The following is a 21,279-nucleotide window of genomic DNA, read 5'->3' as shown; positions in this document are numbered from 1 at the left end:
GAAGAAATAATGAAATATTTATTGCAGAGCATATAATTGGTGGTTCAACATTAAAAAACTCAATATTAGGAGCCGGATTAGGAGCTGTACTTTTGGGTATTGCTTCATTAAAGACTGGAAATATAGCCTTGTCTACAGGGTTACATTTTGCATGGAACTCATTACATTGGATGCTGGGTTATAAGGATAACACAGGATTATTTGTTGAAGTAGTTTCTAAAGAAAATGGTAGACAAGGCGAAATTGTTTCCTATGCTGCTTACATTGTAGTTATGTTATTTGGAATTCTAACAGTTTCTCAATTAATCAAATCTCAAAAAAGATATAACTCAATATGATACTCAGATCTTGCAGATGTAAATTTAGTATCAAATTATACAAAAATGGTCAATATTAGCTGTTTCATTCTTTAGCATTTGCTGAAGTATTTACTGATTTATTTAGATAGTAAAAAACATAGCAATTGATGCTGCAGCCATGAAGAAAAATGTTGCCCATAATAAACTTTTTGACAGCCACCTGCTTTTGAATTCTCCCATAATATGTTCACTTGCAGATATCCGGATAATCAGAAATAAGAGGGGAACGGCAGCTACACCATTGAGAACTGCTGTGTAAACAAGGGCTTTCACTGGATTAATTCCAATAAAATTCATGCACAGGCCAATAAGTGTAGAGATAATAATGACCATATAAAAGCCTTTTGCTTTTGTAAATTTAAGATCTAAACTTGCATTCCAGTTGAGAGCTTCCGAAACTGCATAAGATGCTGATCCTGATAGAACTGGAACAGCAAGAAGTCCCAAGCCAATGATACCAATTGCAAATATAATTTTTGATATCAATCCGGAATTTGGAAATGATTGAACTAAAGGTTCTAAAGCCTTTGCTGCATCAGCGGCAGTATTAATATCTGTTATATGAGCGCTGTGTAAAACGGTTCCTCCGACCAAAATAATACACCATGTAGTAAATTCAGAGATAATCATGCCTATATTATTATCTTTTCTCATCGCATGAATATGACGCCACCCGATTCTGGGTTTTCCATCTTGAATCAGACCTCTTTTATTTTCTTCTTCCACTTCTTGAGATGCTTGCCAAAAGAACATATAGGGCGTAATCGTCGTCCCAAATACACCAGTGATTATGAACAGAAAATTGAAAGAAAATTCAAAATGAGGAACCATAGAGGCTTTTAATATTTCTTTCCACGGCTGATCAATGATGAAAGCTGTAAGAGGGTAGGCAAGGAGTGATAATGCCAGCCATTTGAGAACTTTTGAATATACGCGATAACTTGTGAAAACCTCCAAAGTAAGTATGCTAACAGTAAAAAACAACATTAGTACAACAATATCAGCAGGAATAATTAATTGTGCCGCCGCCGCCATGGCTCCGATATCCGCTCCTATATTAATTGTATTAGCAATGACAACCAATCCTACAGAACTATAGAGTATTTTTTTGCTATAATGTTCTTTGATAACTCCTGTTAATCCTTTACCGGTAACCATTCCTATTCTTGCACAGGCTTCCTGTACTGCAGTCATAAATGGGAGCATATAGAGTGCGGTCCATAGCTGCCCATAACCGAATTGAGCCCCGGTCTGGGAGTATGTAGCAATTCCCGAAGGGTCATCATCAGCAGCCCCTGTTGTCAGTCCAGGACCTAGTAGTCCGAAAAATTTTTTGATTTTTTTGCTTTGGTTTTGAAAATTATGCTTAACGGACATAATTAAATAGTTTTTAGGGATACAATATACTATTAAAGAGAATTAATTGGTATATTTTTTATAGCAAATCGCAGTTCTTAATTTTATATAGTAAAATAGCTCTTTCATAGTTGAGAAAACCTTCCCGACGTCCATAACAATCTTTTTATTTGATCTCTGTGGTAAATTTTTCAAAGAAAGAATTTTTCATGTATGGTAATTGAAATAGCCGCGTCTCAGATTGAACAGCTTCTGTATAGGAATGATATTTTCTCTGCAGACATTTATCAGACAGAATAGTTGATTCTAAAAACATATAATGATGTTCCAGAAGTAAAACTTTGCTTTTTATTCAATAATATTTAGTCTGTGGAATGTTATGTATCAAGTGTCCATGCGAATCTTATGCTGTACCCTTTCTAAATTATTACCTATTGAAGATTATATTGTTTACATCATAGAGCAAAAGAACTTGGATATATATTGTTGATACTGCATTTTAAAATCACAGCTCACACATAAGATAATGTATAAAGGATGCTGCTATATATCCTTAATAAGAAGAATTGATGGAATTTACTTTTTAACATTTTATGTATACCCCAATATACTTGTGATTTGTTAATTTTTTTTATTAAAAAAATAATTTAAAATCACCATTATTTAGAATAAAATTAATTTATAATATTTTTTTAATGAATAAAATAATATGAATTGAAAACAAAGTAAAACATTATATATTTAAGGTCAAAAAGTGTATGAAAAAAATAATACTATCTTCTTTTAGTAACTATAAATATTGTTCAGAATCAACAGTACTGGATAAACATTCCTTATCAATAAATGGAGTAAAAACAACTTTGTAAAGTATGAATTCAAATTTATTTATTGGTATGATTTATTTTAGAAAAGTACTTTTTTTATTGATCATTTTTTCTTTTTTAGAGTATAAGTCACAATCCAAGATACATGATATTGATAGTTTGCAGACAGAGGCTTTTGGCAGACTTTTGAGAAATGGTGATTTTAAAAAAATAATTTTGCAAGAAAGAAAGTACCTTGAAGTAGCTAGGAAACAGAACTATAAAAAAGGAAAAATAAGAGGGAACATTAATATTGCTTATGCTCTGACTGTATTTAAGAAAAACAAAACGAGTCTAGATTTTTTAGAAATTGCTAAAAAAGAGCTCGACAAAGATCAAGATAATAATCTTTTAGAGTACCTATATTTTGTCTATGGAGTCAATTATAATTCACTTCATATGCATTCACAAGCAATAAGAAGTTTTGATGTTGCATTTGAATATGCACAAAGAATCGAAGATAAAAAGACGAGGGAGAAGAGATTATATAATATCTATGATTGGAAAAGAAATAGCTTTCAGGTGTTAGGGATGATGGATTCAGTATATAGTAATGAAAAAAAGTGCATGCAGTCTCCAATGCCCATGCTGTTTATAACTATTGCCAACAGACATTTTCAAAAGCAAAATATTGATTCAGCTGAATTTTTTATTAATAAAGCTAATGACTTATTGTTGGTAAAGGAGATTCCCATCGAAGGAAAGGCTAATGTCTTGCGGGCCTTCGGCAAACTCAACATCAAAAAAAAACATTATGATAAAGCGTTGAGTTATCTATTTAATTCATTAAAAATTACTAGTAAAGCCAATCTACGAAAAAGAAATTTGGAATCATATGAATTAATTTCTGAAGCTTATAAGGGACTTAATGATAAGGAAAAAGAACAAGAATTTGTATTGAAGTACTCTCAGCTACGTGATAGTCTAAGAACAGAGGAAGAAAATGTTACCAACATTGTAATTGAAAAAATTCTTGATGAGGAGTTGAAAAAAGAAAAAGGTAATAAATATTATTTTTACTATATTATTATAAGTATTTTAATCATGAGTATCGTAGCTATTTATTTGATTCGTGATGAGTTAAAAAAACGAGTAAAGCTAAAAGATTTTTTAATAGATCAAAAAGTGCAGGAATCTCAAGAACTCAGAAAAAAGCTTAGCAATGTCCATGATGAACTGATTCAACTTGTAAAAAATTCTGATCCTTCTTTTATGAATTGTTTTAGGGAATTGTATCCAGAATTTTGTAATAATCTAACTTCGAAGTATAATCATCTTACTTTAAATGATTTAAGATTATGTGCTTTTATCAAACTAAACTTTTCCAATAAGCAAATTGCTGATTATGACCATATATCACTAAGGACTGTTGAATCTAAAAAATACAGGCTAAGAAAGAAACTTGAGTTACCAAAGGAGATCGATTTTAATAAATGGATTTTGGAGCATTAATTTTATCAATGCAACGGTTCATGTCTCAGGTGTAAAACTGTATGACGAATTGTATCTTAGGCAAGATCAGTTTTTGAGAAAACGTTTTACCGATGCTTCCCACATTACTTTTGGTCTACTCAGACTGAGATAGATTATATTGCTTCATAAAATATTCAGTATATACTTATCTATTTCATATTTTGTAGAAGCTATATTTCGATCATACAATGTATTAATTTGTAACCTTACTGCTGCAATTATGTGGTTTGGGGTTTTTCTTCTATTGAATTAATCCTTATAGTTTGAAAAGAAAGTATTCATTGGTTTAAATGTAAATTACACGTATTCAGTTGTTTATTTGTTGCAGTACAAATGCAGTGCAGATCTTTTTGTGATATTACAATACATTTGACAAGAAAATGTAAATATGTCATTAGGTTCCCTTTTCCATATCTATTCTATACTATTTTTATATAAATAGACCAAGATAGATTTACTTTTTTATATCCCATATTTTACAAACTCTAAAACAGCATATATGAAAAAAACAGTATTTTTTGCAAGTATATTATTGTCAGCTACTACACTTGCACAAGTTGGTATTAATGAGGTAACTCCTAGTGCCATGTTAGATATTAGATCTAAGGGAAATACAAATGCGACTAAAGCACTTGAAGTAAGTAATTCCAATGGAACAGAACTCCTGACAATTCTTGATAATGGAAATGTCGGGGTCAATGTTTCTACTCCTACTGCAAAACTGCATACCAATGGAAGTGTAAGGTATGAAAACCTACCTATTGTTTCAGGAAGTTTATCGCCTCTTGCTATCAAGGATGATGGTACAGTTGGAACCTACGTTCCAGAGCCTACTAAATATCTTTATATGGCAATGGCGTCAACGGTTACTACTTCTGGTTTCCCACTTTCAGACACTGGTATTTATACCAATATCCCACTTACTTCTGCACAGGTTGTTACCAATACTATTAGTACAGGATTTGGTACTGATGCTTCTGCCTCTTTAAATGTTAACAGTACTGTAATTTCATCCTCAAATATAAGATATATCACTTTTCCGGAGCCTGGGGTTTATAAAATAAATTTAAATTACTATACCAATTGCACTGGAAGTCCTACTGATTCATCCAATGGGATGTTGGGAATAGGAACAGCTCTATTCAAAGCATCTTCAGCTAGTACGAGCTACAATAGGTTAGCCGTAGTCCGTTACAATGGTTTACCCAGAAGAAATGATACTGGTGCAGTAATTACAGGCCCTTATAATTTTCCACTTCCCCACACTGTTTTTCTAGTATTTGAAACTACAGCAGCAAATGAAAAAATTGCCCTTTTTGTAAATTATGGTTTTGGTGATAGCTTTCCCACAAATGTGTGTGCCTTTGCTACTCCTCCTGGTTTATCCAATAAAATAACAATGAATATTTCCAAATTATGATTCACTAATTATGAAAAAGATATTTTTAATAATTTTAACTTCAGTCAGTGCTGAAGTTTGGGGGCAAGTGGGTATCAATACCACTAATCCTTCAGCAACATTAGATATTATTTCAAAGGGAAATGATTTGACAGCTAAAGCTCTGGAAATTAATAACTCAGACGGATCAGAATTATTTAAACTCCAAAATAATGGATACCTAGGAATTAATACAGGTACATCTCTACCTACTGATTTACTGCATGTAAAAACTGAGGTGAAACATGAAAATCTGCCTGTTTTGTCTTCTCCTTACAGTCCTCTTGCTGTTGATGCTAGTGGTGCTGCTAAGGTTAAGCCTGCAACAATTCAGTATTTTTACTTTAAACGCAGTTCATCCTTTGGTAACTTTTCGCTTTATAATACAAATATGTATACCAATATTCCTTTTCCTGCAGGAGGAGATGTTCAAGGTAATACAACAGGTTTTGGATTCGGAACAGATGTTTCGGGAACTGTCAATTCACAATCTGTCAGCAATATAAGTTATCTAACGATTCCCGAACCTGGTGTATATCTTTTTGAGATGTATCAGACAGCATTTTGTACCGGACTGCCAACAACATCATCTAATACCGGCCAAATTGCTATCAATACCATATTTGCTACAGCCAGTAATGGAAGTTCTGTTTATTCTACCAACACAATTTTCAGAGATTATGCGATTGCACGAAGAAATGCGACAGGAGGAATTCATGTTAGCAGTTATGCGTATGCTAATCCACAGAAGCTTATTGTTGCTTATCAAAGTACGGCAGTAAATGAAAAAGTGGCGTTGTTTGTTAATTATGCTGGAGGAGACAGCTATAATACCCAAACGTGTCAAATGAATATTCCAAATGGAAGTGATAATTATGGTTACTTAATTGTCACCAAACTTTAGATGGGCTAAAATCACACTTCAAGATTCTAAAAACAAAAATAAAGAAAAACTATTCCCAGGAACTCCTGCAACTTTACTCTATCCAGAGAACAGAAGCAGGAGTTTTTAAATACAGAATTTAGAAAAAAGAGTAATTCTATTCATATTTTACCTTCTGAATTCCTTATATATTATCAATTGCAATATTTATTTGGAGGATTAGTCTTCCTTTGCATGGAAAATGATATTTCCCCGATAGATATTAACTAATGCAGTGAGATCTCCGGTGAATGGTATTGTAGCACCCACCAGCTGATGTTATGCTGATATTTCGGCAGACAAAAATAACAAATACAGGGACTTCCAGAAGTGCATCTGCAGAAAGAACCGGAGGTTTATGTTAATTTTAAGTTAATCAAGAAAGGAATAATACGTTGAATTTTTTTTTGGTTTTAACCAATTATAATTAGTTTGCTGAACCTTGGTATTCTCTATCAAGTTTTTTTATAATATCAAACAATAAGCAGCATATCAGTAAAGTGTAGTTTTGAATTAAATTTATTCGGCAGAACCAACAAGTGTTTATTTGTTCTAATACTTAATAAGCAGTATTTGATTTTTTAAAATGATTCTTAATGAAAAAAGTTGTAATTTTGATACAGTGAAAAAGCTGATTTCCATATTGTTGTTGTCATTATATTTGGTTTCTACGACCGAATTGTATCAGCTTTTGAAAATGCCGCTCCTTATAGAGCATTATATACAACATAAAAATCTTAACCCAGAGATGTCTCTCACTGCATTTCTGAAAACCCATTACGATCATCCTGTAAAAGACAGCGACCATGATCAGGACCAAAGATTGCCTTTTGTTTCACATGCAAGCCTGCTGTCTGTTGTTTTCACCATTAATTCATATTTAGATTTTTATTCTACAGAGAAGGTCTACAATGCCCGTGAGGTTAAGAAACCCCTTTATAAAAGTGTTCTTTACAATAAAGAAATACTCAATTCTATTTGGCAACCACCAAGATTTCTTCAATCTTAATCTATTTTTCTCAGGCATTTTTTTGACTGAGAAGGTATTCTGTATTTAATAAAAGTGCCTGTATGTAATACAGAAGCATTGAGTCTATGTATCAGAATACCAGAATTTTATTACGATAATTAAGATTAATCAATCATTATATGCTTACAAAAATCATTGAGTTTTCTGTAAAGAATAAACTCATTATCGCATTGTTGGTACTGGGACTTATTGGTGTGGGATCTTATCAGGTTACCAAGCTGCCGATAGATGCGGTACCTGATATTACCAACAATCAGGTACAGGTTATTACCACCGCGCCTTCTTTTGGCGCAACAGATATAGAACGCCTTGTTACTTTTCCTATAGAACAGGCTAACAATAATATTTCAGGATTAAAGGAGATCAGAAGTTTCTCCAGGTTTGGACTCTCTTTAGTGACCATTGTCTTTGAAGATGATGTTGACATCTACTGGGCGAGACAGCAGGTTGCCGAAAGGCTTCAGCAGATACAGGCGATTATCCCACAGGGAATAGGAAATCCACAACTTGGACCTATTTCCACAGGGCTTGGCGAAATTTTTCAGTATGTGGTAAGGCCAGAAAAAGGATATGAGAAAAAATATAATATCACAGAACTTCGTACCATTCAGGACTGGATTGTAAGAAGACAGCTTTTGGGAGTAAAAGGAGTTGCGGAAGTGAGTAGCTTCGGAGGTAAGCTGAAACAATATGAAATTGCTGTAAATCCGGACAGACTTAATTCTTATGGAATAACAATCAATGACGTATTTGATGCGCTTCAAGCGAATAATCAGAATACCGGAGGTGCTTATATTGAGAAAGGGCCCACTGTTCTATATATCAGGAGTGAAGGGCTGGTTGGAAGTATTGAAGAAATCAATAATATCTCTATTGCAACAAAAACAAATGATGTTCCTTTGTTTATAAGAGATATTGCTGAGGTAAAGCCTGGGTTTGCCACCCGTTATGGAGCCATGACCTTTAATGACCAGGGAGAAGTGTCGGGAGCTGTAGTAATGATGCTCAAAGGTGAGAACAGCAATCAGGTCATAAAAAATGTAAAGGAAAAAATTGCCCAGGTTCAGAAAGCACTTCCGAAAGGAGTGGTGATAGAGCCTTTTCTGGACAGAACCAAAATGGTAAACAATGCCATCGGAACAGTAGAAAAAAATCTTACAGAAGGAGCCCTGATTGTAGTCTTTGTACTGGTTTTATTTCTGGGTAATATAAGAGCGGGTTTGCTGGTCGCCTCTGTTATTCCTTTGGCTATGCTTTTTGCAATATGTATGATGAACCTCTTTGGAGTCAGTGGAAATCTGATGAGTCTTGGAGCCTTAGATTTCGGGTTGATTATTGATGGAGCAGTGATTATTGTAGAATCTGTCTTACATCAGTTCAGTCATAATTCAAAGTTTAAAAAGATTTTTTCTGTCGGAAAATCGGAAATGGATACTGTCGTTATTGAATCTGCAGGAAAAATGATGAACAGCGCCGTTTTCGGACAGATTATCATTCTGATTGTCTATCTTCCGATCCTTACCCTACAGGGAATCGAAGGGAAAATGTTCAAGCCTATGGCCCAAACCGTAGCTTTTGCACTGCTTGGAGCATTTTTGCTTTCACTGACTTATATTCCGATGATGAGTGCGGTATTGCTGAGAAAAAGAAGTGATAAACCTACTTTATCAGACAGAATGATGAAAAAGGTGGAGAAAATATATCTTACAGTTTTACTTAAACTTCTCAGAGTACCCAAAATAGTTTTTGGGGTAGTGGCAATCTTGTTTATAACTGCTGTCTTCATTTTATCCAAAATGGGGGGTGAATTTATTCCTTCCCTTGAAGAGGGTGATTTTGCCGTAGATACAAGGGTTTTACCCGGAAGCAATCTGACAACAACGATTGAAAGTACCCAGAAAGCAGCACACATTCTCAAATCCAGATTTCCCGAAGTGGAAAAGGTGGTTACAAAAATTGGAAGCGGTGAGGTTCCTACCGATCCGATGCCTATGGATGCGTCCGATATGATGGTTATTTTAAAGGATAAAAAAGAATGGACCTCAGCGTCTACTTTTCCGGAGCTGGCCAATAAGATGGGTAAACAGCTGCAAGATGTACCGGGAATTACGGCCAGTTTTCAATATCCTGTTCAGATGCGTTTTAATGAATTGATGACTGGGGCAAGACAGGACGTTGTAATCAAGATTTTTGGAGAAGACCTTGATGTACTTTCCCAAAATGCACAAAAGCTCGGGAAAATAATAGAAACAGTGGAAGGAACCCAGAATCTCTATATAGAACCAGTTTCGGGAATGCCGCAGGTAATTATCGAATACAACCGTCCTCTGATTGCCCAGTATCATTTATCTGTTTCAGATATCAATCGCGTGGTTAATACTGCATTTGCAGGGCAAAGTACCGGATTGGTTTTTGAAGGAGAAAAACGCTTTGATATGGTTGTACGTCTGGATACCAAAGACCGGAAAAATGTTACTGATATTAAAAATCTTTTAGTCCCTACACCTTTCGGAAGTCAGATTCCGCTGTCTCAGCTTGCCAAAGTGGAGGTGAAAAACGGCCCCAACCAGATTCAGAGAGAAAATGCTCAACGAAGAATTGTAGTAGGCTTTAATATAAAAGACCGGGATGTTCAGAGTATTGTGGAAGAACTTCAGCATAAGGTAGATCAAAATATGAAACTCCCTACGGGATATTATATGACGTATGGAGGTTCGTTTGAAAATCTCAATAACGCCAAACAACGCCTCATGATAGCAGTTCCCATTGCTCTGGCTCTTATTTTCGTCATGCTGTTCCTGGCCTTTAATTCTGTTAAAGAAAGCTTGCTGATTTACACCGCGATTCCACTTTCGATTATTGGTGGTGTATTTCTGATGGCGCTAAGAGGAATGCCTTTCAGCATCAGTGCAGGAGTGGGATTTATTGCGCTCTTCGGAGTGGCAGTGCTAAATGGTATTGTGTTGATTTCAGAGTTTAACCGTCTTCACAAGAAAGGAATTAAAAATATTGTAAGAATCATCATAGATGGTGGAGAATCAAGGCTTCGGCCAGTGCTGATGACAGCATTTGTTGCTTCACTGGGGTTTATTCCGATGGCCGTCAGCAATGGAGCAGGAGCTGAAGTACAACGACCTCTTGCAACGGTGGTTATTGGAGGACTGATGGTTGCAACTTTTCTGACCCTGTTTGTCTTACCATTATTGTATGTAACTATTGAAAAAGGATTTAAAAATGAAAGAAATAAAAAATAAAAAACAGATTTCCGCTCTGGCTTTTTTTGTCTGCTTCGGTTTTGCAGGGCTTTTCAGTTCCCAGACCCCTGTTACATTGCAGGATGCTGTTGATATTGCTTTGAAAAATAACAGAAATCTTAAAAATGAAAAATTAAAATCAGAATATACAAAGGCCCTTATCAGATCATCATCTGATATTCCTCAGACAGGAGTCACAGTAGATTATGGGCAGATCAACAGTGCTTTGACGGATATGAAATTCGGAATATCCCAGAACATCGCATTTCCTACCGTATATAAAAAGCAGAAGAACGTATACACCGAAGAATGGAAAAAATCTCTGCTAAACGTTTCTCTTAAAGAATATGAGCTGAAGAAAGCCGTAAGTCTTACCTTTTATAATATTCTCTACGGAAAAGAAAAGGAGAAACTTCTTCAGGAAACGTTGAAGCTTTACACTGATTTTCTGGATAAGGCGAACATCCGTCTGAAAGCTGGAGAAAGTAATATCCTGGAAAAAACTACAGCTTCCAATCAGAAATCTTCTATTGAAATTCAGTTAAAGCAATTACACCAGGAGCTTTCAGTGCTGGGGTATCAGCTTCAGTGGCTTTTAAATGCAGAGACAGATTTTCTTCCGGAAGATCAGAAAATTTATCATGGAGGCCTTAAAGAAGAGCTTAGTTTACATCCGGCTATTAAAGTATTGCAACAGCAGAAAAATATTTCTGAACAGCAGATCGCCCTTGAAAAGGCAAAGATGCTTCCCGGACTTCAGCTGGCCTATAACCTCAACAGCTTCAGAGGAATGGGCGCGGATGATAAAGTGTACAATGGGACACCACAGTTTCATTCTGTACAGCTTGGGGTTTCGGTTCCTGTTTTTTCAGGTGGGCAGAAAGCCAGAATTCAGGCTGCAAAAATTGCAGAATCTGTTGTGGAAAGTGATATTGCTAACATGGAATTCAATCTGCAGAATCAGTACAGAAAGACATCCGGGATTTATCATGCTAACCTTGATATTGTTTCGCAATATGAAAGTTCAGAATTGAAAAATGCCAATATTATTACTGAAACAGCTAAAAAACAGTTTCTTGCCGGTGAGATCAATTATCTGGAATTTGTCATCTTGATCAATCAGGCGGTTACTTTAAAAAACAGCTACACCGATGCAATCTGGAAACTGAATCAGAGTGCTATAGAGCTGGAATATCTTACTTTAAATCCATAACAATGAAACGTCAATTTAAAATTATATTATATTCCCTGTCAATAATAGGATTGCTCATGTTTTATGAGTGTAAAGATCATGGAAAAACGGAGCCGGCACCCGCAGCGGTATCTTCCAAAGATGAAAACGTTGTAACTCTTACCGATGCTCAACTGAAAAATGCAACTGTAGTAACAACAGTACTTTCTCTGCAGAAAATCTCTTCCGTCTTAAAACTTAACGGAATGATAGATGTACCACCACAAAATCTGGTTTCTGTCAGTATACCTTTAGGTGGATATTTAAAGTCGAGCAGCCTGCTTCCGGGAAAGCCGGTGTCAAAAGGGCAGGTGATTGCTGTGATAGAAAATCCGCAGTTTATTCAGCTTCAGCAGGATTATTTAATGGCAAAATCTAAAATGCATTTTGCCCAATTGGATTATAACCGTCAGAAAACTCTTAATCAAAGTCAGGCCACCAGTGATAAGGTAATGCAGCAGGCCCAGTCTGAAATGAACAGCCAGAAAATCCTGATGAATTCTCTGGCACAGCAGCTCCGTCTTATCAATATCAAACCTGAATCTCTGAATTCGGGGAATATTCAGAAAAGTGTACCTGTTTACAGCAGTATCAATGGTTTTGTAAGTAAGGTCAACGTGAATATCGGGAAATATGTGAATCCTTCCGATGTTCTTTTTGAACTTATCAATCCGGATGATATTCATCTTAATCTTAAAGTATATGAAAAAGATCTGGCAAATCTGAAGAAAGGGCAGAGGTTTTCCGCCTATACCAATGCTGAACCTGATAAAAAATACTATGGTGAAATTCTGCTGATCAGCAAGGATGTTAATCCAGGCGGATGGGCTGAAGTACACTGTCATTTTGAAAAATATGATCAGAGCCTTGTACCGGGAATGTATATGAATGCCGAGATCGAGACCAGTACTTCTTTTTCCAATGCAGTTCCTGAAGAGAGTATTGTCAATTTTGAAGGAAAAGATTTTGTCTTCATAGAAGAAAAAAAGCAGACCTACCGATTGACTCCTGTAACATTAGGTGAAGCAGAAAACGGATTTGTACAGATCATAAATGCTGATGATTTTAAAAATAAAAAAATAGTCATCAGGAATGCATATACACTTCTTATGAAACTTAAGAACACTGCAGATGAATAAAAATTATAGTAAAATAAAAGAACTTATAAATAAATACAAATTATGAAAACATCATCTTTAATGAAAATAGGAACAGGTTTTATAGTTCTGTTTCTGATTGTAATTCAGTTTTTTGATACTGATAAAAATATTGCAACAGTTCCTTCGGAAAATGCGATTGAAAAACATTATGTGGTACCCGGACATGTACAGGGATTATTGAAAACGAGCTGTTATGACTGTCATTCCAACACGACGTCTTATCCGTGGTACAATAACATACAGCCTGTAAAATGGTGGCTGGCAGATCATGTGAACTCAGGAAAACGGCATTTTAATTTTGATGAATTTAACAGCTACTCAAAAGAAAAAAAATTAAAGAAACTTGATGAAGTGGCAGAAACCATCAGAGAAGGTGAAATGCCGCTTACATCTTATACTGTTGTTCATCAGAATGCAAAGTTGTCTGACATCCAAAAGTCAGAAATAGAACAATGGGTAAAAGAGGTGAAAAAACAGATTGAATAGAAAAAACAGAAAATATTACTCTGATATAATAAAAACAATCAGTAAATTTAATATAATATCCATTTCCTATGAATTACAATATACCGGAAGACTTAAAAGGACTTACAGACGCTGAAGTAGCCGATTCAAGAAAAAAGTACGGATATAACCGCCTCGAAGCAGTTAAGAAAGAATCATGGGCAGATCTTCTTCTCAATATCCTTAAAGAACCGATGCTGATTCTTCTTATCTGTGTTTCCTTTATTTATGTGCTTACAGCAGATTATGGTGAGGCCTTATTTATGTTTGCAGCTATTGTTGGAGTTACTGCCATTTCTTTTTACCAGGATAACCGAAGCAAAAAGGCGCTGGAAGAACTTGAAAAACTGAATGAACCTTTGAGTAAAGTAATCAGGGATTCAAAGATCATAGATATTCCCACTTTTGAAATAGCAGTCGGAGACTTGTGCATTACCGAAGAAGGGAGCCTCATCAATGCAGATGGAAGAATTGTTCACAGCAACGATTTTTCTGTCAATGAGTCTTCCCTTACGGGCGAAAGTTTTTCTGTTTTCAAGGACAGCAGATCTGAAGATCATAAAGTATACAGCGGAACAATCACTGTTTCCGGGCTTGCCGTTTTTGAGGTCGAAAATATAGGAAAAGAAACCAAAGTAGGAAAAATAGGACAGTCTATATTGGGTATAAAAACAGAAATATCTCCTTTACAGCTTCAGATCCGGAATTTTGTAAAGGGGATGGCTGTTATTGGAGTCATTATTTTTCTTGCAGTATGCATTTTCAGTTTTGTTAAAACGGGAGATTTTGTGACCAGTTTACTCAGTGGACTTACCTTGGCAATGTCTGTGCTTCCTGAAGAAATTCCTGTAGCCTTCACAACATTTATGGCTTTGGGGGCCTGGAAGCTGATGCGGGAAGGAATTATTATTAAGCGAAGCAGTATTGTGGAGACCCTGGGAAGCGTTTCCGTAATTTGCACAGATAAAACAGGTACGATTACAGAAAACTCCATGCAGCTGAAACATCTTTATGATTTCCGTTCTGACAGAATTTATGAAGAAGCAGATTTCAATACAACAGCGCTCAATGACCTTATTGATTATGCGATGTGGAGTAGTGAGCCTGTACCTTTTGACCCCATGGAAATCACACTGCATAAAATCTATGAGCAGAACCGAAAGCCTGATCACAGGAAAGACTATCAAATGTTTCATGAATATCCGCTGGAAGGTAAACCACCAATGATGACCCATCTTTTTGAAAATGAACACAAAAACCGGATTATTGCTGCTAAAGGAGCTCCGGAAGCTATCATCAGTGTTTCCGATCTTTCAGAAGAAGAAAAAAACAAAATAAGAAAGTTAATAAAGAACTTCGGAGAACAGGGATTCAGGGTTCTTGGTGTTGCCAGATCTCATTTTGAAGGAAATGATTTCCCGGATAAACAGCAGGATTTTAAATTTGAATTTTTAGGATTAACTGTGTTTTATGATCCTCCTAAAAAAGGAATAAAAGAGGTATTTAAACATATCTACGATGCCGGTATTCAGGTAAAGGTTATTACCGGAGATAATGCGGATACCACCAGAGCCATTGCATTGCAGGCAGGAATAGAGAGTAGTACTTCGCCCGTTAATGGAAGTGAAATTGCAGAATGCTCAGAGGAAGAACTTATAAAGCTTTCCGAAGAGACCACTTTGTTTACAAGGATGTTTCCGGAAGCAAAGCTGGAAGTGGTTTCTGCCTTGAAAGCTCAGGGGCACGTAGTCGCAATGCTGGGTGACGGTGTGAATGACGGACCAGCTTTAAAGGCCGCTCATATTGGTGTGGCAATGGGAAATAAGGGCACTGAAATTGCCAAATCAGCAGCAGCACTGGTCATTACCAATGATGATCTGGATAAGCTCGTAATTGGGGTCGCAGCAGGAAGAAGAATTTATGCGAACATAAAAAAAGCGGTCCAGTATATTATTTCCATTCATATTCCTATTATACTCACAGTTTCTCTGCCTTTGTTTCTGGGCTGGGTATTTCCTCATATTTTCACTCCTGTGCATGTTATTTTTCTTGAACTCGTTATGGGACCCACCTGTTCCATTGTATATGAAAATGAGCCTATGGAAAAAGATGCAATGCACAGACCTCCGAGAGCGCTTTCAGATACATTTCTGAACTGGAGAGAACTTATGATAAGTATTATTCAGGGATTAGTCATTACCGCAGGAATACTATGGATGTATCAACATTCTGTTAGTCTGGGGAATGATGAATCCAAAACCAGATCTTTGGTATTTAGTACTTTGATATTTGCTAATATATTACTTAGTCTGGTAAACCGGTCTTTCTATTACAGTATTTTTGAAAGTTTTAAAAATCGTAACTTTTTATTGACGGGAATTTCCGCGTTGGTTCTTGTATTACTGCTTTGCATTCTTTATATGAAGCCGGTATCAGGATTCTTTAGTGTAAGTCCGCTTGAAGCAAAAGAATTGGGAATGACGTTGATTGTAGCTACTATTTCGGTTTTGTGGTTCGAAGTTTATAAGTTGATGAAAAGACATTGAGGAAGAAAATAAAAAAATATTTGTAATAAAATATTTCATAATTTTGAATATTGAAAAAGTTGATTTCCATATTGTTGCTATTTTTATATTTGGTTTCCACAACCGAATTATATCAGCTTTTGAAAATCCCGGAACTTGTCGAACATTATTTCGAACACAAAGAATTGAATCCGGATATGACACTTACTGCATTTCTAAAAACACACTATGATCATCCTGTGAAAGACGGAGACTATGGAAAAGATCAGAAACTTCCGTTTATTATTCATTCCACCCCTTTGTCTCTGGTTTTTACCATTAATCCGGAATTCAGTTTTGAAACGGAACCATATCATTTTGATGCTTTAGAATTTCATAAAATCCCTTCAAAAGACGAAGATCTTTGTTATAAAGGATTTTTGAACTCCGTATGGGAACCGCCAAGGCTTTCTTTTTCATAATTCAGTCCTAATTTGATTTGTATTCACAGATCAAGATCATTAGTTATTTTATATTATTAATTTCAGAATAATGAAAACACTATTTTCAGCCATATTAATGGCTGCACTCGCTGTTGGCATTCATGCGCAAAGCCGTTTGGATAATGCCAAAAAACAAGCCTCACAAAATAAACAGCTTATCTTATTGAACTTTTCAGGTTCAGACTGGTGTATTCCGTGCATTAAGCTTCATAAGAATATCATCGAAACCGATGAATTTAAAAAGTTGGAGACGGAAAATTTCATCGTTTATATCAATGCAGATTTTCCAAGAAATAAAAAGAATCAGTTGTCCTCTGAACTGAAAAAAGAAAACGCTTCGCTTGCTGAGCAGTACAATCAAAAAGGATTATTTCCTTATACATTGTTGCTGAATTCAGAAGGAAAAGTCCTGAAAAGCTGGGAAGGTTTACCTTCAGAAAATGCACTGGCTTTCAGCAAAGAGATCAGAGATATCAAAGAACATCAAAAATAAAAGGTATGTTAAGAGAATTCAAAAGACCTCAGAAACTAATGGGGAACGCTTTTGAAATTACTGTTGTAAGTGATGATGAAAATTCTGCATATGAGCACATCGACAAAGCGATTGACGAAATCCGGAGAATTGAAAAACTTCTGACGACATTCAGTGAGGAAAGCCAGACGAATCTCATCAACAGAAATGCAGGAATCGAACCCATAAAAGTGGATTGGGAGATTTTTGATCTGATTGAAAGAAGTCTTAGAATCAGCAGAATAACGGACGGTTATTTCGATATTTCCTATGGCGGAATCGATAAAAGTTTCTGGAATTTCGACAAAGAAATGAAAGAGCTTCCCAATCCTGAAGTGATTAAAGATCATCTTAAATTGGTTAATTATCAGAATATTATTCTTGATCGCGAAAAGCAAACCGTTTTCCTCAAAGAAAAAGGAATGCGGATCGGTTTTGGGGGAATCGGGAAGGGGTATGCTGCAGAAATGGCAAAACAAATGCTTCAAAACAGAGGTGTCACTGCCGGAATTGTAAATGCTTCAGGAGATTTAACGACCTGGGGAAATCAGGCAGACGGAAAACCCTGGACTGTCGGAATTGCTGATCCCGATAATGCAAAACAGCCTTTTTCTTATATGAATATCACCAATATGGCGGTTGCAACTTCGGGAAATTATGAAAAATTCGTTGTTATCAACGGTAAAAAGTATTCTCATACCATTAATCCCAAAACAGGACTGCCTGTTTCGGGCGTAAAAAGTGTTACGATCTTTTGTCCCAACGCAGAAATTGCCGATGCAATGGCAACTCCCGTAAGTATTATGGGAATTGATATGGCACTCAATATGATCAACCAGATCAATCATCTGGAATGCATCATTATTGATGATCAGGACAAGATTTATTCATCTCAAAACATTAATTTAAAATGAAAAACCTGATAAAAATATTCAGCTTCTTCCTTATCACAGTTGCTTCAGTACAGTCCTGCACAACGGTAAAAGAGTACGAAAAAAACAAATTAAATGACGCCGAAATGGCTCTTGGAAACAGAAAAATTGAAAAAACTGAACTGAGCTTTCAATCGTACAGAGAAGGATCTTCGGGTGCGAATGCAGGAAAAGTAGGTGGTGGTTGCGGGTGTAACTAAAAAGAGTAATCGTAAAATGTAATTGTGATTCAAGAATGAAAAAACTAATCGTAAGTGTTATTGCTCTTTTTGGAATTTTCAATGCAAAAGCACAGGAAAATACAAACAATGAGCAGCCTAAAAAACTGACTTTTGATGAAGCTAACTTAGTTTCAAGCTATTATAAACAAAACGGAAACAACTCCGCAGTGACGGGAGGAATTGGCACAGAAAAGCTGACTGATATTTCTAATACCATTGACGTAACTATGGTAAAATATGATAAGAAAGACAGGAAAAATAAATTCGATTTCAGTGTCGGGATTGATCATTATACTTCTGCTTCGTCGGATATGATTGATCTGAAAGCCAATTCATCCGCTTCCCACGCAGACAATAGAATTTATCCTGCGTTAAGCTGGAGCCGTGAAAATACGAATAATGGAACCACTTTAATGGCAGGTGTTTCCACGTCCTTCGAGTTCGATTATACATCGTATGGAGCAAACATTGGAATTTCACAAAAGACAAAGAACAGAATGGGAGAGTTTACGGCGAAATTCCAGGCTTATCTGGATCAGGTAAAACTGATTGCGCCGATTGAATTGAGAACCAATGGAAGTGCAGGAGGAGAACACGAGAACTACGGAACAAGCGGAAGAAATACGTATGCTTTGTCTTTATCATATTCGCAAATCATCAACCAGAACTTTCAGGTTGAATTTTTGGCGGATGGTGTTCAGCAGACAGGATATTTGAGCCTGCCTTTCCACAGAGTTTATTTCAATGATAATTCAGTTCATCAGGAAGCTCTGCCGGATAAACGGTTTAAAATTCCTTTGGGCGTAAGAGCGAATTATTTTCTTGGAGACAAAGTTATTTTGAGAGCATATTACCGTTATTATACCGATGATTGGGGCTTAAGATCCAATACTTTCAGCCTGGAAACACCGGTGAAAATCTCGCCTTTTGTTTCGGTAAGTCCTTTTTACAGGTATTATTCTCAGACTGCGGCTAAATATTTTGCCCCTTATCAAGAGCATACGGCTTTTGATGATTTTTATACCAGTAATTATGACCTTTCAAAATTTGACAGTCATTTTTATGGTGCAGGTATCAGAATCAGTCCGAAAAACGGTTTATTTGGTATAGAAAGGCTGAATATGCTTGAAATCAGATACGGACATTACACGAAATCTGTTGGGATGAAATCTGATATTATTTCCCTGAATTTAAGATTTAAATAACATCTTTTTCTTGTTAGGATTTCAAGATTAAACTTTTATCAATATTTATTAAAAAATAGCGCTACTTGGCTTCAAGTGGCGCTATTTGGCTCTGTTTGAATAGCTGCTGATCATGAAAAGAATGAGATTGAGCAAAATAAATGGAAATGAAAAAGACATCTGTAAGTATTCAGTTCAAGAAATATAGTGATCTCTTGAAAAGTTGGGGAAATCCATTTTTAATAAATTCAAAATACCATGCCTAATCTTCCGAGTTTGTATTTCTTCATCTTTTCTACTATAGCTAAATTATTTTTATTTGACATAAATTTCAGGATACTCTCTTTGCTTTTTATCTGTTTTTTCACTCACAATTATATAAACAGACATGCTTATGATCGCCGCGAAAAAACACCAAACAGAGAGTATGTAATGATCGTAAAAGATCTCTGAAACTATATAAGAGATCAAAATGGCTATACCAAAAAAGTGCATTCTTTTAAGGTGGGAAAAAAACGGAGGAGCAATTGTTGCCACACCGTATAAGATAATACTGTAATTTCTCCATGAAGCAGGATAGTTTTGGATGTAAGTAATATGATGACCAATAATCTTTGCTTCCACATGATATGATAAAAGACAATAAGCCAAATAAATACTCACGATGATTCCTACACCTAATAATATCTTCTGTACTTTTTTTCGTGGCTCATTGTCCTCAAACATTAAAAGAGAAATAGGTACCCAAACGGGCCACAGAATCTCTGCAAAAAATAGAAATATAAAGGTTGTAGCCTGTTGCATAATGATATGATCTGGCTGGGGAAGGGTTAGCCAAAGTATTCCTTCTGTTAGCTGTTGGACTCCAAAAATAAATGGAATACATGCAAAAAGATGCTGTGAAGAATGCCGTGTTTTTTTTATACATGCTATACCAACAGCCGTGAGTGCTATACCTGCTGAAAAACTTGAAATTGCTGAAAAACACATTTGAATGGGATTTAGAGGTTGTTTTTGTGAATTTTTTACAGAATAGTGTTAAACTTAATTGCTATTCATTATTATTAAAACAAAGTCTGCTGTAATTTAACAGTTCGCTGCTATACAGCTTGAATAAAAGAGTCAGATCTACGATGATAAACTATTTTTTGAATATTCATAATCCACAAATAACCTGTTATCTACACATCTTACCCCTGGAGTTTTCCATGCAATGCGGCCGGCTTCTTCTTTTTGATGCCATGAATTTACTGTTCCTGTTAAAATCACTGTAGTGCCGGATACTTGAATGTGAATATCATTATTATAAAGTGCCCAGGTCATGTTCATTGCGTGCTCAATATCTTTTTGTTTAATATCATTCATTATGTCTGATCTGATTTTTATATGATTGATTACCCCTTTTACACCTGAAAGATACCGGATTGCATTTTGAGTAATTTCCCGTTGATAATCCCATTGTAATTCACCTTCCAAAGTCACCTGACCATTTTCTACAATCACTTTGATTTTGTTCTCTGGAATCAATGCATTGGATTTAAAAGTTTTTAAAATCTCTGCAGCAATTTCATCATCAGTTATAGATAAGGAATCTTGAGATTTAACGATAATGTTCTCTACTAAAACTTTTACTCCAATAACTTTTTTTGCAGCATTCTCGGCTTCTATTTTTTTTGCATAATGATCAACTACTCCAGTAAGGGCAACGACACCGTCTTTTGCAGTTACCCCTATTTCTGCTGCATGCAATAATGGCTCTCTTTTAATGGCATCCTGAACATTTTTTTGTAATTCTGTATTTGTCTTCATGATAACGTAATTTATCAATCAAAAT

The 21,279-nt window shown here is 35.7% G+C and carries 16 protein-coding genes and 2 pseudogenes; 15 read left to right on the top strand and 3 right to left on the bottom strand.

The window, feature by feature from the left end; translation table 11 throughout:
- Positions 1-14 precede the first annotated feature (14 nt).
- Together EG359_RS22945 and EG359_RS06615 are read left to right on the top strand one after the other, a co-directional pair.
- A pseudogene (locus EG359_RS22945) lies at positions 15-101 on the top strand (hypothetical protein); the annotation flags it as partial.
- Positions 102-128: 27 nt separating this feature from the next.
- The gene (locus EG359_RS06615) at positions 129-338 is read left to right on the top strand and encodes a hypothetical protein (RefSeq protein ID WP_123867288.1); all 210 of its coding nucleotides are present in this window, start codon (positions 129-131) and stop codon (positions 336-338) included.
- A gap of 102 nt (positions 339-440) precedes the next feature.
- Here the strand turns inward: EG359_RS06615 and EG359_RS06610 are convergent, their stop codons facing one another.
- Positions 441-1,736, bottom strand: a complete 1,296-nt coding sequence (locus EG359_RS06610; RefSeq protein WP_076350791.1) for an NRAMP family divalent metal transporter — start codon at positions 1,734-1,736, stop codon at positions 441-443.
- 848 nt (positions 1,737-2,584) lie between these two features.
- Between EG359_RS06610 and EG359_RS06605 the strand changes: the two genes are divergently transcribed.
- The 13 genes and pseudogenes from EG359_RS06605 (at position 2,585) to EG359_RS06545 (ending at position 19,466) form a co-directional block, all read left to right on the top strand.
- Complete coding sequence (locus EG359_RS06605; protein WP_076350793.1) at positions 2,585-4,030, top strand: helix-turn-helix transcriptional regulator; 1,446 nt, start codon at positions 2,585-2,587, stop codon at positions 4,028-4,030.
- Between the two features lie 520 nt (positions 4,031-4,550).
- Positions 4,551-5,471 carry a hypothetical protein gene (locus EG359_RS06600; RefSeq protein WP_076350795.1) on the top strand — a complete coding sequence of 307 codons (921 nt, stop codon included), beginning with the start codon at positions 4,551-4,553 and terminating at the stop codon, positions 5,469-5,471.
- A gap of 10 nt (positions 5,472-5,481) precedes the next feature.
- Positions 5,482-6,393 carry a hypothetical protein gene (locus tag EG359_RS06595; RefSeq protein ID WP_076350797.1) on the top strand — a complete coding sequence of 304 codons (912 nt, stop codon included), beginning with the start codon at positions 5,482-5,484 and terminating at the stop codon, positions 6,391-6,393.
- Between the two features lie 640 nt (positions 6,394-7,033).
- Positions 7,034-7,420 carry a hypothetical protein gene (locus EG359_RS06590; protein ID WP_076352054.1) on the top strand — a complete coding sequence of 129 codons (387 nt, stop codon included), beginning with the start codon at positions 7,034-7,036 and terminating at the stop codon, positions 7,418-7,420.
- Between the two features lie 140 nt (positions 7,421-7,560).
- Positions 7,561-11,908: pseudogene (locus tag EG359_RS06585) on the top strand (CusA/CzcA family heavy metal efflux RND transporter).
- Between the two features lie 2 nt (positions 11,909-11,910).
- Positions 11,911-13,065: an efflux RND transporter periplasmic adaptor subunit gene (locus EG359_RS06580; protein WP_076350799.1), complete on the top strand. Its 1,155-nt coding sequence runs from the start codon at positions 11,911-11,913 to the stop codon at positions 13,063-13,065.
- Between the two features lie 42 nt (positions 13,066-13,107).
- Entirely contained in the window at positions 13,108-13,572 is a 465-nt protein-coding gene (locus EG359_RS06575) for a heme-binding domain-containing protein (protein WP_076350801.1), read from the top strand.
- A 68-nt stretch (positions 13,573-13,640) separates the two neighbouring features.
- Complete coding sequence (locus tag EG359_RS06570) at positions 13,641-16,136, top strand: cation-translocating P-type ATPase (protein WP_076350803.1); 2,496 nt, start codon at positions 13,641-13,643, stop codon at positions 16,134-16,136.
- Between the two features lie 50 nt (positions 16,137-16,186).
- Positions 16,187-16,576 (top strand): hypothetical protein, encoded by a 390-nt coding sequence (locus tag EG359_RS06565; protein WP_047099116.1) that lies wholly within the window; start codon positions 16,187-16,189, stop codon positions 16,574-16,576.
- 70 nt (positions 16,577-16,646) lie between these two features.
- Positions 16,647-17,090 carry a thioredoxin family protein gene (locus EG359_RS06560; protein ID WP_047099117.1) on the top strand — a complete coding sequence of 148 codons (444 nt, stop codon included), beginning with the start codon at positions 16,647-16,649 and terminating at the stop codon, positions 17,088-17,090.
- Between the two features lie 5 nt (positions 17,091-17,095).
- Positions 17,096-18,022 carry an FAD:protein FMN transferase gene (locus EG359_RS06555; RefSeq protein WP_076350805.1) on the top strand — a complete coding sequence of 309 codons (927 nt, stop codon included), beginning with the start codon at positions 17,096-17,098 and terminating at the stop codon, positions 18,020-18,022.
- A complete protein-coding gene (locus tag EG359_RS06550; protein ID WP_047099119.1) occupies positions 18,019-18,240 on the top strand; it encodes a DUF4266 domain-containing protein in 222 nt (73 codons plus the stop codon). The genes EG359_RS06555 and EG359_RS06550 overlap by 4 nt, the downstream gene beginning before the upstream one ends.
- A 35-nt stretch (positions 18,241-18,275) precedes the next feature.
- On the top strand, positions 18,276-19,466 hold the full coding sequence (locus tag EG359_RS06545) for a DUF3570 domain-containing protein (protein WP_076350807.1): 1,191 nt from the start codon (positions 18,276-18,278) through the stop codon (positions 19,464-19,466).
- 294 nt (positions 19,467-19,760) lie between these two features.
- Here EG359_RS06545 and EG359_RS06540 read toward each other — a convergent pair whose 3' ends face one another.
- Positions 19,761-20,435, bottom strand: a complete 675-nt coding sequence (locus tag EG359_RS06540) for a DUF6629 family protein (protein ID WP_076350809.1) — start codon at positions 20,433-20,435, stop codon at positions 19,761-19,763.
- A 138-nt stretch (positions 20,436-20,573) separates the two neighbouring features.
- Positions 20,574-21,254 carry a BON domain-containing protein gene (locus EG359_RS06535; protein ID WP_076350811.1) on the bottom strand — a complete coding sequence of 227 codons (681 nt, stop codon included), beginning with the start codon at positions 21,252-21,254 and terminating at the stop codon, positions 20,574-20,576.
- Between the last annotated feature and the right edge of the window lie 25 nt (positions 21,255-21,279).

The sequence above is a fragment of the Chryseobacterium joostei genome (genome assembly GCF_003815775.1).
GTDB lineage: Bacteria > Bacteroidota > Bacteroidia > Flavobacteriales > Weeksellaceae > Chryseobacterium > Chryseobacterium joostei.
The sequence above is the reverse complement of the archived record's forward strand: the minus strand, read 5'-3'. Positions and strand labels throughout refer to the sequence as shown.